Origin of the sequence: Caballeronia sp. LZ043 (assembly GCF_031451075.1) — a bacterium.
Lineage (GTDB): Bacteria > Pseudomonadota > Gammaproteobacteria > Burkholderiales > Burkholderiaceae > Caballeronia.
The window spans coordinates 1,961,949-1,977,690 of the sequence record NZ_JARUXT010000001.1 but is presented as its reverse complement, the minus strand read 5'-3'; the positions used below and the strand labels follow the sequence as shown (position 1 = coordinate 1,977,690).

Below are 15,742 nucleotides of genomic sequence, written 5' to 3'. Positions count from 1 at the left end.
ATGAGCCTTGAAAACCAGGTAGCCGTCGTGACGGGCGCGTCGCGCGGCATTGGACGGGCGATTGCGCTCGAACTCGCGAAGCAGGGCGCGACGGTCATCGGCACGGCCACAAGCGAAAGCGGCGCGGCGAGCATCGGCGAGGCGCTGGCGCAGGCGGGCGGCAAGGGCCGCGGCGCGGTGCTGAACGTCAACGACGACGCAGCGGGCGACGCCTTCATCGACGGCATCGTGAAGGAATTCGGCGGCCTGAACGTGCTCGTGAACAACGCGGGCATCACCAAGGACCAGCTCGCGATGCGCATGAAGGACGACGAGTTCGACGCCGTCATCGACACCAACCTGCGCGCCGTCTTCCGTCTGTCGCGCGCGGTGCTGCGCCCGATGATGAAAGCGCGCAGCGGCCGCATCATCAACATCACGTCGGTGGTCGGTTCGTCGGGCAATCCCGGCCAGGCCAACTACGCGGCGGCCAAGGCTGGCGTCGCGGGCATGACGCGGGCGCTGGCGCGCGAGATCGGCAGCCGCGGCATCACGGTGAACTGCATCGCGCCGGGTTTCATCGACACCGACATGACCAAGGTGCTGCCCGAAGAGCAGCGTGCCGCGCTGACCGCATCCATACCACTTGGCCGACTGGGCAGCCCGGAAGATATCGCGCATGCTGTGGCATTCCTGGCCTCGCCGTACGCCGGCTATATCACGGGCACGACGCTGCACGTGAATGGCGGCATGTACATGTAAGGTTGAATAGGAATTTTGCCCGTTTTCGCTTAATATCCGCGCCGGACGGGCGCGCTATATGCTTTGGAAAGCATCGTGCGCACCGCTGCCGCGCGGCGGCAAGGAATCATTGCAAAGCCCCGGCAGCCCGCTTGAGGAAGCGCGCCGGACAGCGGAGCATGGAACTGAAGCGCCGTATTTTGCGGGTCCAAACCTGATAAAATGCGCGCACTCGTATTTTTGAACTTTTTTCCCCTCGGAGGGCTGCATGGACAACATCGAACAGCGCGTGAAGAAGATCGTCGCCGAACAACTCGGCGTGGCGGAAGCTGAAATCAAGAACGAAGCGTCGTTCGTGAACGATCTGGGCGCTGACTCGCTCGATACCGTTGAGCTGGTGATGGCGCTCGAAGACGAATTCGGCATGGAAATTCCGGATGAAGAAGCCGAGAAGATCACCACGGTGCAGCAAGCGATCGATTACGCTCGCGCCAACGTCAAGGCCTGAGGTACTGAGGGCCAGCGGCGCATCGCTGAACAGCTAGATGCTCAGTCGCTGCAAAGACCAGTTTGAAAGCCACAGGGCACACAGGGCGGTTTCCTGTGGCCGCTGTGGCTTTTGTATTTCGTCATTCTATGGATAAGGGGTTACCGTGAGCCGTCGTCGAGTTGTTGTTACAGGCCTGGGGCTCGTTTCGCCTGTCGGCAATACCGTTGCCGACGGCTGGGCCAATCTGGTCGCGGGCAAGTCGGGTATCGCCAACATCACGAAGTTCGACGCCACGAACTTCTCCACGCGTTTCGCGGGGGAAGTCAAGGGCTTCAACATCGAGGACTACATGCCCGCCAAGGAAGCGCGCCATATGGATACCTTCATCCATTACGGCTTCGCGGCAGGCGTCCAGGCCATGCAGGACAGCGGCCTCGAGATCACCGAGGACAACGCGGAACGCGTGGGCGTGGTGGTCGGCTCGGGCATTGGCGGCCTGCCGATGATCGAAGTCACGCAGACCGAATTGCTCAATCGCGGCCCGCGCCGCATCTCGCCGTTCTTCGTGCCGGCCTCGATCATCAACATGATCTCCGGCCATCTGTCCATCCGCTTCGGCTTCAAGGGCCCGAATCTGTCGATGGTCACCGCCTGCACGACCGGCCTGCACTGCATCGGCGAGGCGTCGCGTCTCATCGAATACGGTGACGCCGACGTCATGATCGCCGGCGGCGCGGAGGCTACCGTGTCGCCGCTCGGCATCGGCGGTTTCGCGGCGGCGCGCGCGCTGTCGCAGCGCAACGACGATCCCGCCACCGCCAGCCGTCCGTGGGACACGGACCGCGACGGCTTCGTGCTGGGCGAGGGCGCGGGCGTGATGGTGCTCGAAGAGTACGAACACGCGAAGGCGCGCGGCGCGAAGATCTACGCTGAAGTGCTCGGCTACGGCATGAGCGGCGACGCCTATCACATGACCGCGCCGCCGGAAGACGGCGACGGCGGCCGCCGCGCGATGGTCAACGCAATGAAGAACGCGCGCGTCAACCCCGACGAAGTGAACTACGTCAACGCGCACGGCACGTCCACGCCGCTCGGCGACATCGCCGAGACCATCGGCATCACGCGTGCGCTCGGCGATCAGGCGAAGAAGGCCGTCGTGAACTCCACCAAGTCGATGACCGGCCACCTGCTGGGCGGCGCGGGCGGCCTGGAATCGGTGTTCACGGTGCTGGCCATCCACAACCAGGTGTCGCCGCCGACCATCAACATCTTCAACCAGGATCCGAAGTGCGACCTGGACTACTGCGCCAATACCGCGCGTGACATGAAGATCGACGTGGCGGTGAAGAACTCGTTCGGCTTCGGCGGCACGAACGGCTCGCTCGTCTTCAAGCGTCACTGAGTCTGCCTCGCGCCGTCAGGGCAATCGGGATGACGAGCGCGCGCGTGATCCGGCCGCATCGGGAAACCGGCTTCGTGCCGGGCATTCCGCTGCGGCCGTCGCGCTTTCTGCGTGCGGCGCTGGCCGGCTTTCTGGCGCTTGCCTGTGCCACGGTGTTTCAGAGCGTCTTCGCTCACACGGACCACGCGGGTCATGCGGCGGTGGCGTGCGCGCTGACCGCGGCGGTGCTCGGACTCGGATCGTACCGATGGATGCGCGCCCAACCCGCGGCTTTGCACTTGCATGCTGACGGGCTCGCGCTCTTGCATGCGGACGGCGGAATCCGTCATGCGCGCATCACGCGCTGTGCTCAATGGGGTGGCTGGCTGCTCGCGCTGCGTCTCGCGAGCGCACACAGAAAGGCCGGAACGCTGCTCGTTGCGGCGGATTGCATCGACCCCGAAACTTTCCGCCAGCTCGCCGTACAAGCCCGCCGCAGCGCGGCTTCCCACCTGTAACGACTGTAACGTCTGATGAGCGTTCCAGTTGCCTGCAAGCGGGGCCGTTACAATAGCCCTCCGCGCAACAGACCAAAGTCAAACGGATTTCCCAGGTGAGCGAAAAAGAAATCGACCAATTGCTGGTCGAACGTGTGCAGAAGGGTGACAAGGCCGCGTTCGAACTGCTGGTCGCCAAATACCACCGCAAGATCATTCGACTGATCTCGCGCCTCGTGCGCGACCCCGCCGAGGTCGAGGACGTCGCCCAGGACGCCTTCATCAAGGCTTATCGTGCGCTGCCGCAATTCCGGGGTGAATCGGCGTTCTACACCTGGCTGTATCGCATCGCCGTCAATACGGCAAAGAACTACCTTGCCACGCAAGGACGCCGGGCGCCCACTTCTACCGAAGCAGATGCCGAAGAAGCGGAAACTTTCTCCGACGCCGACCAACTAAGGGATATCAACACGCCCGAGTCGATGTTGATGAGCAAGCAGATCGCACAGACGGTCAATGCTGCGATGGCGCTGTTGCCCGAGGAGCTTCGCACCGCCATCACGCTCCGGGAAATCGAAGGATTGAGTTACGAGGAAATCGCCGAGATGATGGATTGCCCCATCGGCACCGTCAGGTCGAGAATTTTTCGTGCTCGAGAAGCCATTGCGGCAAAATTGCGTCCGTTGTTGGACACTCCCGAAGGCAAACGCTGGTAAGCGGCGGTCATCCACGGGACAGGGACGCGATAACTGGGTCAGTTGGTGTCACTACGGGTGTGGGTCAAAGAGATGGGGAGCATCATGGGGTCGGTCTCGGTGCAAAATCAGACGCAAGCAGGTTCGCGCGGCGAACGCATGTCGGCATTTGTCGACGGTGAGTCGGTCGACGAAATTGGCAACCTCGGCCAGTTTCTCGCGGAACTGAAACACGACGACCGCGCGGCGTGGTCGGCATATCACCTGATCGGAGACGCGCTGCGCTCCGACGATCTCGCGGTCAGCCCGGCGCGCAGCAGCGCGTTCATGGCCGCCTTCTCCGAACGTTTCGAAGCCGAGGCGCATGTGCTGGCTCCGGCTGCGCTGCCTGCGGCGAAAGCGCGCGGCGGCATGCTGCGCCGTCGCGTGATGCCGGCATTCGCGGTCGCCGCGGCGGCCGCCACGCTGACGTGGATCGTCGTGCCGCAGTTGCAGGGCGTGGACAGCCACGGCGGCGCGCAAGTGGCCAGCGTCACCCCGGCCAATTCGATGCAGCGCGTCGCCATGGCATCCGTGCCGGCTGCTACCACGCGCTCGCCGATCGTCGAGGCGAACATCATTCGCGACGCCAATCTGGACCAGTATCTGGAAGCGCACCAGCAGTTTTCCCAACAGCCTGTAATGCCCGGTTCGATGCCCTTGATTCGCGCGGCGGCTACCTCGCAGGACCAATAATTTGATGCCGAGTGTGCGGTTGAACAAAACGAACCATTGGGGACGGCTGCCGGCATTCATGCTTTGCGCAGCCGTGTTGTTGACGGCGGCATCGGGCAGTTTCGCCCAGGGAGACGATCCCGCCGCCGCGCGCAAATCAGCCGCCACGCTGCTCGACCGCATTCACGAAGCGGCGCAGCAGCAGAATTACGAAGGCACGTTCGTCTACCAGCGCGGCGCGACGGTGCAGTCGTCGCGCATTACGCATGTCGCCACGCGCGGCGACGGCGAATATGAATCGCTCGAAAGCCTGGACGGTGCGCCGCGCAAGATGCTGCGCCACGACGACGACATGTTCACGTTCGTGCCCGAGCGTCATTTGCTGGTGGTCGAACACCGGCAGAATCGCGATTCCTTCCCGGCGCTGCTTTCTACGAGCGGCGCCCAGGTGCTCGCCGCCTACGAGCCGAAGCTGCTCGGCAACGACCGCGTCGCGGGCCTCGACACCACGGTGCTCGAACTCGATCCGAAAGATTCCTATCGTTTCGCCTACAAGCTCTGGGCCGATGCCAAGACCGGCCTGCTGCTGCGCGCGCAGACGCTCGACGCCGACGGCCAGGTGCTCGAACAGCTGTCGTTCTCGCAGGTGAAGATCGGCGGTCCGGGCGACAAGACGCCGATCGCCAACGGCATCCGCAGTACGTCCGGCTGGACCGTCGTCCGGCCGCCGGTGCAGCCGGTCGACATGGAGGCGCAAGGCTGGCAGCTGACGCCGAACATCGCCGGGTTCCGCAAGATTCGCGAACTGCGCCGGCCGATGGCGTCGAGCCAGCCGGGACAGCCGCCGATACCCGTCGACCAGGCGGTGTTTTCGGACGGTCTGGCGACCATTTCGGTTTTTGTGGAGCCGGTCGAGAAAAATACCCGCAAGGAAGGCGCGGGCAACAGCGGCGCCACGCATGTGCTGGTGAAACGGCGCGGGGATTTCTGGATCACTTTGCTGGGCGAGGTGCCGCAAGCCACGTTGCAGCAATTTGCTTCTACCATAGAATACAAGCCTTCCAAGTAATCCGGATTCCGGTCTCCCGCTCATGAGCCATTACTCGCTGCGCAAGTTCATCGCGGCCGCGGCGCTCGCCGTGTGCCTGCCGTTCATCTCGCAAACGGCGGCGGCGGTGCCCACGGTGAATCTGCCGGACTTCACGACGCTCGTCGACAAGGTCGGTCCGTCGGTCGTGAACATCCGCACCACGTCGCGCGTCGGTTCCGGCAGCGACCTGCGCGGCCTGCCGCCCGGCATGGACGACGGCGACATGTCCGAATTCTTCCGCCGCTTCTTCGGCATTCCGATGCCCGGCCAGCCGCCCCGCGGCGGCGGCGGCGGCGGCGGCGGTGGCAATAACGGTGGCGGCAACAACGGCGGCAGCAGCCAGGGCGATCAGGGCAAGGGCGGCAGCCGCAACGCGCCCGACGACAGCCAGGACAATTCGGAACAGAGCAGCGGCGTCGGCTCGGGCTTCATCCTGTCCACCGACGGCTACGTGATGACCAACGCTCACGTCGTCGATGACGCCGACACCATCTACGTCACGCTCACCGACAAGCGCGAATTCAAGGCGCGGCTCGTCGGGGTGGACGAACGCACGGATGTCGCCGTGGTGAAGATCAGCGCGACGAACCTGCCGGCCATCACCATCGGCGATTCGAACAAGGTGCGCGTCGGCGAATGGGTGCTCGCGATCGGCTCGCCGTTCGGCCTCGACAACACCGTGACCGCGGGCATCGTCAGCGCGAAAGGCCGCGATACCGGCGACTACCTGCCGTTCATCCAGACCGATGTCGCGGTGAATCCGGGCAATTCGGGCGGTCCGCTGATCAACATGGCGGGCGAGGTGATCGGCATCAACTCGCAGATCTACAGCCGCACCGGCGGCTTCATGGGCATATCGTTCGCGATTCCGATCGACGAAGCGATGCGCGTGGCCGATCAGCTCAAGACCACCGGCAAGGTGACGCGCGGCCGCATCGCGGTGGCGATCGGCGAGGTGACGAAGGACGTCGCCGATTCGCTCGGGCTGCCGAAGGCGCAGGGCGCACTGGTGTCGAGCGTCGAATCGGGCGGTCCGGCGGACAAGGCCGGCGTGCAGCCGGGCGACATCATCACCCGCTTCAACGGCCAGAGCGTCGAGACCGCGACGGACCTGCCGCGCATGGTCGGCGACACCAAGCCCGGCACGAAGGCCACGATCACGGTCTGGCGCAAGGGCCAGACGCGCGATCTGCCGATCGTCGTGGCCGAGATGCAGCCGGACAAGGTCGCGAAGACCGAGCAGAAGAAGGCGCCGCAGCCGAAGGAACGCGCGAGCAACTCGCTCGGGCTCGCCGTGAGCGACATTCCCGCCGAGCAGAAGAAGACGCTCAAGCTGAACAACGGCGTGCAGGTGGACGCAGTGGAAGGTCCGGCGGCGCGCGCGGGCTTCCAGAAGGGCGACATCATCCTGCGCGTGGGCGACACCGACATCACGAGCGCGAAGCAATTCGAGGCGGTCGCGCAGAATCTCGACGCCAGCAAGATGATCGCGGTGCTCGTGCGGCGCGGCGACAACACGCAGTTCGTGCCGCTGCGTCCGCGCGTGCCGGCGCAGAAGTAAGAAGTAAGCGCCGCCGTGCCGATGCCGGCCCTCATGCTCTACGGCCGCGCCTGGTGTCATCTGTGCGAGGAGATGCGCGCCGCGCTGGAGCCGATTGCGGCCCGGCACGGCGCGGCGATCGAATGGATCGACATCGATCAGGATCTGGCGCTCGAAGCCCGCTACGACGAGCTCGTGCCCGTCCTGGTGCTGGACGGCGCCGAGCTGTGTCACTACCGGCTCGATGCCGAAGCAGTGGACGCCGCACTGGCGGCCCGTCGCGCATGACGCGGCGCTTGCGCTCGCGGCGCGCCGAAAACCGGCGGGTCGAACCCGTTTTCGGCTAAAATGCCGAAGTTTTCCCCGAAATTTTCAAGGCGTGCTCCGGGTTGCTGAGGGCGCGCCTTTTTCGCTTTTTCTGGCTTGCGGCACTGAATGGACCATATTCGTAATTTCTCGATCATTGCGCACATCGACCACGGCAAGTCGACGCTCGCCGACCGCATCATCCAGTTGTGCGGCGGCTTGTCCGACCGCGAGATGGAAGCGCAGGTGCTCGATTCGATGGACCTGGAGCGCGAGCGCGGCATCACCATCAAGGCACAGACCGCGGCGCTGACCTACAAGGCGCGCGACGGCCAGGTCTACAACCTGAACCTCATCGATACCCCCGGACACGTCGACTTCTCCTACGAAGTCAGCCGTTCGCTGTCCGCGTGCGAAGGCGCGCTGCTGGTGGTGGACGCGAGCCAGGGCGTCGAGGCGCAGACCGTCGCCAACTGCTACACGGCCATCGAACTGGGCGTGGAAGTGGTGCCGGTGCTGAACAAGATCGACCTGCCGGCGGCGAACCCCGAGAACGCCATCACCGAAATCGAGGACGTGATCGGCATCGATGCCACCGACGCCGTGCATTGCAGCGCGAAGACCGGCCTCGGCGTGGCGGACGTGCTCGAATCGCTGATCGCAAAGGTGCCGCCGCCCAAGGGCGATCCCGAAGCCCCGTTGCAGGCGCTGATCATCGACTCGTGGTTCGACAACTACGTCGGCGTCGTGATGCTGGTGCGCATCGTCAACGGCGTGCTCAAGCCGAAAGACAAGATCAAGATGATGGCGACCGGTGCGCAGTATCCGGTCGAGCACGTCGGCGTGTTCGCGCCGAAGTCGACCAACCTCCCGGAGTTGTCGGCGGGGCAGGTGGGCTTCGTGATCGCGGGCATCAAGGAACTGACGGCCGCGAAGGTCGGCGATACCGTCACCGTCGCGACCCGTCCGGCAACCGAACCGCTGCCGGGCTTCAAGGAAGTGAAGCCGCAGGTGTTCGCCGGCCTCTATCCGGTCGAAGCGAACCAGTACGACGCGCTGCGTGAGTCGCTCGAAAAGCTGAAGCTCAACGACGCCTCGCTGCAGTTCGAGCCGGAAGTGTCGCAGGCGCTCGGCTTCGGTTTCCGCTGCGGCTTCCTCGGCCTGCTGCACATGGAAATCGTGCAGGAGCGGCTCGAGCGCGAGTTCGACATGGACCTGATCACCACGGCGCCCACGGTGATCTACGAGGTCCTGCAGAACGACGGCAGCATCATCATGGTCGAGAATCCGGCCAAGATGCCGGAGCCGCCGAAGATCGACGAAGTGCGCGAGCCGATCGTCACCGTGAACCTGTACATGCCGCAGGAATATGTCGGCTCGGTCATCACGCTGTGTACGGCCAAGCGCGGCTCGCAGATCAACATGCAGTATCACGGCCGCCAGGTGCAGCTCACGTACGAGATCCCGATGGCGGAAATCGTGCTCGACTTCTTCGACCGCCTGAAGTCCACGTCGCGCGGTTATGCGTCGATGGATTACGAGTTCAAGGAATATCGCGCGGCCGACGTGGTCAAGGTGGATATGCTCATCAACGGCGACAAGGTCGATGCGCTGTCCGTCATCGTGCACCGTTCGCAGAGCCAGTATCGCGGACGCGAAGTGGCGTCGAAGATGCGCGAGCTGATTCCGCGCCAGATGTACGACGTGGCGATTCAGGCGACCATCGGCTCGAACATCATCGCGCGCGAGAACATCAAGGCGCTGCGCAAGAACGTGCTGGCGAAGTGCTACGGCGGCGACATCTCGCGCAAGAAGAAGCTGCTCGAGAAACAGAAGGCCGGCAAGAAGCGCATGAAGCAGGTCGGCTCGGTCGAGATTCCGCAGGAAGCCTTCCTGGCCATCCTGCGCGTGGACGAATGACGTCCGCGCCGTTCCGCCCGGCGGCGCGTCCGTCGGGCAAACAACGATAACAACCGGAAGCGATTGATGAATTTTGCATTGATTCTTTTGATTCTCGTCGTGCTGACGGGTATTGCGTGGGTGCTCGACAAGCTGGTCTTCCTGCCGCAACGGCGCCGCGCCGCCGAGGCCGCGGTCACCGAATTCGACCGCCAGCAGGAGCGCGTGGGCGAGCGTTTCGCCGACGAGAACGCTGACCAGACGCGCGCCCGCCTGCGCGACGACAAGCTGCGCCAGCCGTGGTGGCTCGAATACACGGCGAGCTTTTTCCCGGTGATCCTGGCGGTCTTCGTGGTGCGCTCGTTCATCATCGAGCCGTTCAAGATTCCGTCCGGCTCCATGATCCCGACGCTGCTCGTCGGCGACTTCATCCTCGTCAACAAGTACGAGTACGGTCTGCGCCTGCCGATCAGCAACACCAAGATCACGCAGGGCAGTCCGCTGCAACGGGGCGACGTGGTCGTGTTCCGCTATCCGAAAGACGAATCGGTCGACTACATCAAGCGCGTGATCGGCCTGCCGGGCGACACGGTCGCCTACGAGGACAAGAAGCTCACCATCAACGGCAAGCCGGTGCCCGAAACGCCGATGCCCGATTATTTCGACAGCGAGAGCATCGGATACTCGAAGCAGTTCATGGAAGACCTCGGCAATGGACGCAAGAACGCGATCCTGAACAATCCGCAGGTGCCTCCGTACATCATGGGCGCCGAAGATTTTCCGTTCCGCGACAACTGCAACTACAACGCGCAGGGCGTGACCTGCAAGGTGCCGCCGGGCAACTACTTCATGATGGGCGATAACCGCGACAACAGCGCGGACAGCCGTTACTGGGGTTTCGTGCCGGACAAGAACATCGTGGGGCGTGCGTTCTTCATCTGGATGAACTTCGGCAATCTGAAACGCATCGGCTCGTTCGAGTGACGCGCGTTGCGCCGGCTCGTCATTCAATGGCAGCCGGCGCGTTGCGAAAACATTAAAACTAAAGCTTCGAAACGGCGTGAAGAAGCGCGGCTAACACCGTCTCCGCGCGCGTTTTCCGGCGACGGGTGGCGGAATCGTCGCCCGTCGCGCCCGCGTTATACTCTCTCCATGCCCTCTTCTCCGCTGGAAAGCCGGCTGCGGTACGAATTTCGCAATGCGGAATTGCTGCGCCAGGCGATGACCCACCGCAGTCACAGTGCCACGAACAATGAACGGCTCGAATTTCTCGGCGATTCCGTTCTAAATTGCGTGGTGGCTGCGCTTTTGTTTCAACGATTCGGCAAACTCGACGAAGGCGACCTTTCCCGCGTCCGCGCGAATCTGGTCAAGCAACAATCCCTCTACGAAATCGCGCAAGCGCTGAACGTCTCGGAAGGGCTGCGGCTCGGTGAAGGCGAACTGCGCAGCGGTGGCTTCCGTCGCCCGTCCATTCTGGCCGACACGCTCGAAGCCATTTTCGGCGCCATCTTCCTCGACGGCGGCTTCGACGCCGCCGCGACCGTCATCAAGCGTCTGTACACGCCGGTGCTGGATCACATCGATCCGCGCACCATCGGCAAGGACGCCAAGACGTTGCTCCAGGAATACCTGCAAGGTCACAAGATCGCGCTGCCGACTTATACCGTCGTCGCAACGCACGGCGCCGCGCACAACCAGCAGTTCGAGGTGGAATGTTCGGTGCCGAAGCTCGACGTCAAGGTGTCCGGCTCCGGCGCCAGCCGTCGCGCGGCCGAGCAGGCGGCGGCCAAGAAGGCGCTCGACGAAGTCGCTGCCGCCGCGCCCACGCTCGGCGTCAAGCCGAAGCGCAAAGGCGCGCGTTCGGCCAAGCTGGCTGAACAGGAAGTGGTGCCCGGCGTCACCGGCATCCAGGCCGCGCTCGACCTGCGTTCGCCCGACCGGCGCGAGCGTCAGCACGGCAGCCACGGCGTGCCGCATGCCGCCGACGAACGTCCCGCTGTCAACGCAGTCACGCCGCCGCTCGCGGTCATCCGGGCGACGCACGTGGAGCCGTCGGCGGGCGCCTATGCCGCCGCCGACAAGCCCGAGCGCGCGGTGATCCACAAGCCCGAGAAAGTCGTGAAAAGCGAGACGGCCACGGCGGAGCAGGCCGTGCATGCCGAACCGGCCGCGGACGCAGGCACCGCCGCCGACGCGCCCGCGGGCCGCGTCGCGCGCGCCGCCGACGCCGGCCACTGACGCCACTGACACGCGCCGCCGCGCGCCCGGGCCCGGCTTGCTCCGCCGCGCTCCAACGAAACCTTGCTGCACACGACTATGAACACTTCCGTATCCCCCGGTTTCCGCTGCGGCATGATCGCCATCGTCGGCCGGCCGAACGTCGGCAAATCGACGCTGATGAACGGGCTCGTCGGCCAGAAGGTGAGCATCACCTCGCGCAAGGCGCAGACCACGCGCCATCGCATCACCGGCATCAACACCATCGGCGACGCGCAGTACATCTTCGTCGATACCCCCGGCTTCCAGACGCGCCACAGCGGCGCGCTCAACCGCTCGCTGAATCGCGCGGTGACCTCGACGCTCACTTCCGTCGATGCCATCCTGTTCGTGATCGAAGCCGGCCGTTTCGGACCGGACGACCAGCAAGTGCTCAATCTGATTCCGCCCGGCACGCCCACGCTGCTGATCGCCAACAAGCTCGACCGGGTCGGCGACAAGGATTCGCTGTTCCCGTTCATGCAGCAGATGTCGGCGTTGCGCGATTTCCGCGAGATCGTGCCGCTCGCGGCGAAGCAGCCTGAGGACATCAAGCGTCTGCTCACCGTGCTCAAGCCGTATCTGCCCGAAGGCGAGCCGATCTACGGCGAAGACGATCTCACCGACCGCAGCGAGCGCTTCCTCGCGGCGGAGATCCTGCGTGAAAAAGTGTTCCGCTGGACCGGCGACGAACTGCCGTACACGAGCACCGTGCTGATCGACAAGTTCGAGACCGAAGGCCGGCTGCGCCGCGTGTTCGCGACCATCATGGTGGACCGCGACGGCCACAAGGCGATGATCATCGGCCAGAAGGGCGCAAAGCTTAAGCAGATCAGCACCGAAGCGCGCCTCGACATGGAGAAGCTGTTCGACGGCCCGGTGTATCTGGAAACCTTCGTCAAGGTGAAGAGCGGCTGGGCCGACAACGAAGCCGGCCTGCGCGCCTACGGCTACGAATAAACCGCGACCGAACCGGATGAGCCACCACTCATGGACGACGGCACCAATGACGCGTGGATGACGCCGTCCGCCGACGATCGTCCTGACGACGATTTCGACGCGACCGAGCGTCCGGTCGCGCGCGTCGCGAAGAAGCGCACGCGCGGGGCCGCGTCCGGCGCAAGCGCGTCGGCGAACGAAGGCACGGAGAAACGTCCGCGCGCCGCGCCGCGTTCCGACTTCCGCATTGCCGAGCAGCCGGGCTTCGTGCTGCACAGCTATCCGTATCGCGAGACGAGCCTGATCATCGACGTGTTTTCGCGCGATCACGGCCGCGTCGCGCTCGTCGCGAAGGGCGCGAAGCGTCCGCATTCCGCGCTGCGCGGCGTGTTGCAGACCTTCCAGCCGCTCGGGCTGTCGTGGACCGGCAAGGGCGAAGTGCGCACGCTGACGACGGCAGAGTGGGTCGGCGGCATGCTGCCGCTCGCGGGCGACGCGCTGCTGTGCGGCTTTTACGTCAACGAACTGCTGGTGAAGTTCTGTGCCCGCGAGGACGCGCATCCCGCGCTCTTCAATCACTATGTGCTGACGCTCTCGCGCCTGGCCCACGACGAACCCGCCGTGCAGGTGCTGCGCTCGTTCGAACGCGTGCTGCTGCGCGAAACCGGCTATGCGATGAACCTGATGCGCACCGTGACGCGCCAGCCGGTGACGCCCGACGGCCGCTACGTGTTCGATCCGGACCGCGGCGTGCGCGAAGCATCCGATGATCTTCCGCCGCCATGGCCGGTAATCTCGGGCCAGACGCTGCTCGACATGGAGCGCGACGACTTCGCCAGCCCGCAGACCGCGGCCCAGAGCAAGACGCTGATGCGCTTCCTGCTGAATCATTACCTGGGCGGCACGCCGCTCGCCACCCGTCAGATACTGATCGACCTGCAAAAACTATGAGCTTCTTTCTCTCGTCGCCTGCGAACGTGATCGATCTGGGCGTGAACATCGATCACGTCGCCACGCTGCGCAACGCGCGCGGCACGTCCTATCCCGATCCGATCCGCGCGGCGCTGGCCGCCGAGGAAGCGGGCGCCGACGCCATCACGCTGCACCTGCGCGAGGACCGCCGCCATATCGTCGACGCCGACGTGCGCACGCTGCGTCCGCTGCTCAAAACGCGCATGAACCTGGAGTGCGCGGTGACGCGCGAGATGCTCGACATCGCCTGCGAGATCAAGCCGCACGATGTCTGTCTCGTGCCGGAGAAGCGTCAGGAAGTCACGACCGAAGGCGGCCTCGACGTCGCCGGCCGCTTCGAAGAGGTGAAGGCCGCGTGCCGGCAACTGGCCGATGCGGGCGCGCGCGTGTCGCTGTTCATCGACCCGGACGAGACGCAGGTTCGCGCGGCGCAGGAAGCAGGCGCGCCCGTCATCGAACTGCACACTGGCCGCTATGCCGAGGCGCACCACGAAGCCGCGCAGCAGGACGAATTCGAGCGCGTGGCACGGAGCGTCGACTTCGGCAATGCGCTGGGCCTCAAGGTCAATGCCGGACACGGGCTGCACTACACCAACGTGCAGGCGATCGCCGCGCTGCCGGGGATCGTCGAACTGAACATCGGTCACGCGATCGTCGCGCATGCGATCTTCGCCGGCTGGGACAACGCAGTGCGCGAGATGAAGGCGATCATGGTCGCCTCGCGTCTTGCCGCCGGCCACGCACGCTGAAGCGCGGGTTCACATGGCGATCTACGGAATCGGCACCGACATCGCGCAGGTCAGCCGCATCGCGGCGGTGATGGAGCGCACCAGGGGACGTTTCGCCGAGAAGGTGCTCGGCCCGGACGAACTGCGCATCTATCACGCCCGGCGCGCGCGCTCGGAAGTGCGCGGCCTCGCGTTCCTCGCCACGCGTTTCTCGGCCAAGGAAGCGTTCTCGAAGGCGATCGGCCTCGGCATGCGCTGGCCGATGACCTGGCGCGCGCTGCAAACGCTCAACGAGCCGAGCGGCAAGCCCGTGTGCGTCGCGTCCGGCGAACTGGCCGAATGGCTCGCGCAGCGCGGCATCACCGCGCAGGTCACGGTCAGCGACGAGCGCGACTACGCGGTGTCGTTCGTGATCGCCGAGACGCCCGAGCGCGTCTGACCTCCATTCCATCCATTCAGGGCTCCCATTGAAATCGATGAAACGCATTCCCGGCCCCGTCATGCTCGACGTCGCCGGCACGACGCTGTCCGACGCCGATATCGACCGCCTCACGCATCCGATGACCGGCGGGATCATCCTGTTCGCGCGGCACTTCGAGAATCGCGCGCAGCTGGTCGCACTGACCGATGCGATCCGCGACGTGCGCGAGGACATCCTGATCGCCGTCGATCACGAAGGCGGGCGCGTGCAGCGCTTCCGCACCGATGGCTTCACGGTGCTGCCCGCGCCTGGCCGGCTCGGCGAGCTGTGGGATCGTGACGTGCTCGCCGCGACGAAGACCGCGACCGCGTTCGGCTACGTGCTGGCGTCTGAGTTGCGCGCGTGCGGCATCGACATGAGCTTCACGCCGGTGCTGGATCTGAACTACGGGCAGTCGAAGGTGATTGGCGATCGCGCGCTGCATGGCGATCCGCGCGTCGTGACGATGCTCGCGAAGAGCCTGAATCACGGCCTGGCGCTCGCGGGCATGGCGAACTGCGGCAAGCACTTCCCGGGTCACGGTTTCGCATCCGCCGATTCGCACGTGGCCCTGCCCACCGACGACCGCGCGCTCGAAGACATCCTCGCCGCCGACGTGCGTCCGTATGACTGGCTCGGCATGTCGCTGGCGTCGGTGATCCCGGCGCATGTCATCTACGCCCAGGTCGACGACAAGCCCGCCGGCTTTTCGCGCATCTGGCTGCAGGACATCCTGCGCGCCAGGCTCGGCTTCAATGGCGCGATCTTCAGCGACGATCTCTCGATGGAAGCGGCCCGCGCCGGCGGCACGCTCACCGAAGCGGCGAGCGCCGCGCTCGCGGCGGGCTGCGACATGGTGCTGATCTGCAATCAGCCGGAAGAGGCGGGACGGGTGCTGAAGCAGTTGCGCCATGTGCCGTCGAAGGCGTCGGCCCAACGGCTCAGGCAGATGCGGCCGCGCGGCAAGGCGCTGCGCTGGGACAAACTGCAGGGCCAGGTGGAGTATCGGGCGGCACGCGCGCTCATCGAGGACACACTCGGCTGATTCCTTC

Annotated in this window: 17 protein-coding genes; all 17 read left to right on the top strand. The window is 64.9% G+C overall.

The window, feature by feature from the left end:
* The 17 genes from fabG to nagZ all read left to right on the top strand — a co-directional run bounded on the left by fabG (nt 1) and on the right by nagZ (nt 15,735).
* Entirely contained in the window at nt 1-741 is a 741-nt protein-coding gene (gene fabG / locus QCE64_RS08955; RefSeq protein WP_310003488.1) for a 3-oxoacyl-ACP reductase FabG, read from the top strand.
* Nucleotides 742-988: 247 nt separating this feature from the next.
* The gene (gene acpP, locus QCE64_RS08950; RefSeq protein ID WP_004197638.1) at nt 989-1,228 is read left to right on the top strand and encodes an acyl carrier protein; all 240 of its coding nucleotides are present in this window, start codon (nt 989-991) and stop codon (nt 1,226-1,228) included.
* A gap of 145 nt (nt 1,229-1,373) precedes the next feature.
* Nucleotides 1,374-2,612: a beta-ketoacyl-ACP synthase II gene (fabF, locus tag QCE64_RS08945; protein ID WP_309917406.1), complete on the top strand. Its 1,239-nt coding sequence runs from the start codon at nt 1,374-1,376 to the stop codon at nt 2,610-2,612.
* 29 nt (nt 2,613-2,641) lie between these two features.
* Nucleotides 2,642-3,109, top strand: coding sequence for a protein YgfX (locus tag QCE64_RS08940; protein ID WP_309917403.1), 468 nt, complete (start codon nt 2,642-2,644; stop codon nt 3,107-3,109).
* Nucleotides 3,110-3,204: 95 nt separating this feature from the next.
* Nucleotides 3,205-3,804 (top strand): RNA polymerase sigma factor RpoE, encoded by a 600-nt coding sequence (gene rpoE / locus QCE64_RS08935; RefSeq protein WP_008342103.1) that lies wholly within the window; start codon nt 3,205-3,207, stop codon nt 3,802-3,804.
* 84 nt (nt 3,805-3,888) lie between these two features.
* On the top strand, nt 3,889-4,518 hold the full coding sequence (locus QCE64_RS08930; protein WP_309930474.1) for a sigma-E factor negative regulatory protein: 630 nt from the start codon (nt 3,889-3,891) through the stop codon (nt 4,516-4,518).
* Between the two features lie 4 nt (nt 4,519-4,522).
* On the top strand, nt 4,523-5,566 hold the full coding sequence (locus QCE64_RS08925; protein WP_310003486.1) for a MucB/RseB C-terminal domain-containing protein: 1,044 nt from the start codon (nt 4,523-4,525) through the stop codon (nt 5,564-5,566).
* 22 nt (nt 5,567-5,588) lie between these two features.
* Nucleotides 5,589-7,148 carry a DegQ family serine endoprotease gene (locus QCE64_RS08920; protein ID WP_310003482.1) on the top strand — a complete coding sequence of 520 codons (1,560 nt, stop codon included), beginning with the start codon at nt 5,589-5,591 and terminating at the stop codon, nt 7,146-7,148.
* 21 nt (nt 7,149-7,169) lie between these two features.
* Entirely contained in the window at nt 7,170-7,415 is a 246-nt protein-coding gene (locus QCE64_RS08915) for a glutaredoxin family protein (RefSeq protein ID WP_310003480.1), read from the top strand.
* Between the two features lie 147 nt (nt 7,416-7,562).
* On the top strand, nt 7,563-9,353 hold the full coding sequence (lepA, locus tag QCE64_RS08910; protein ID WP_309917389.1) for a translation elongation factor 4: 1,791 nt from the start codon (nt 7,563-7,565) through the stop codon (nt 9,351-9,353).
* A 66-nt stretch (nt 9,354-9,419) separates the two neighbouring features.
* Nucleotides 9,420-10,316 carry a signal peptidase I gene (gene lepB / locus QCE64_RS08905; RefSeq protein ID WP_309917384.1) on the top strand — a complete coding sequence of 299 codons (897 nt, stop codon included), beginning with the start codon at nt 9,420-9,422 and terminating at the stop codon, nt 10,314-10,316.
* A 168-nt stretch (nt 10,317-10,484) separates the two neighbouring features.
* A complete protein-coding gene (gene rnc, locus QCE64_RS08900) occupies nt 10,485-11,573 on the top strand; it encodes a ribonuclease III (protein ID WP_310003478.1) in 1,089 nt (362 codons plus the stop codon).
* Nucleotides 11,574-11,687: 114 nt separating this feature from the next.
* Nucleotides 11,688-12,551, top strand: coding sequence for a GTPase Era (era, locus tag QCE64_RS08895; protein ID WP_309811619.1), 864 nt, complete (start codon nt 11,688-11,690; stop codon nt 12,549-12,551).
* 30 nt (nt 12,552-12,581) lie between these two features.
* The gene (recO, locus tag QCE64_RS08890) at nt 12,582-13,481 is read left to right on the top strand and encodes a DNA repair protein RecO (protein ID WP_309917378.1); all 900 of its coding nucleotides are present in this window, start codon (nt 12,582-12,584) and stop codon (nt 13,479-13,481) included.
* Nucleotides 13,478-14,251, top strand: coding sequence for a pyridoxine 5'-phosphate synthase (gene pdxJ, locus QCE64_RS08885; RefSeq protein ID WP_310003476.1), 774 nt, complete (start codon nt 13,478-13,480; stop codon nt 14,249-14,251). Before recO ends, pdxJ begins: the two co-directional genes overlap by 4 nt.
* 13 nt (nt 14,252-14,264) lie before the next feature.
* Nucleotides 14,265-14,669, top strand: a complete 405-nt coding sequence (gene acpS, locus QCE64_RS08880; RefSeq protein WP_309917373.1) for a holo-ACP synthase — start codon at nt 14,265-14,267, stop codon at nt 14,667-14,669.
* Nucleotides 14,670-14,706: 37 nt separating this feature from the next.
* Nucleotides 14,707-15,735 carry a beta-N-acetylhexosaminidase gene (gene nagZ / locus QCE64_RS08875; protein ID WP_310003474.1) on the top strand — a complete coding sequence of 343 codons (1,029 nt, stop codon included), beginning with the start codon at nt 14,707-14,709 and terminating at the stop codon, nt 15,733-15,735.
* Nucleotides 15,736-15,742: the final 7 nt, after the last annotated feature.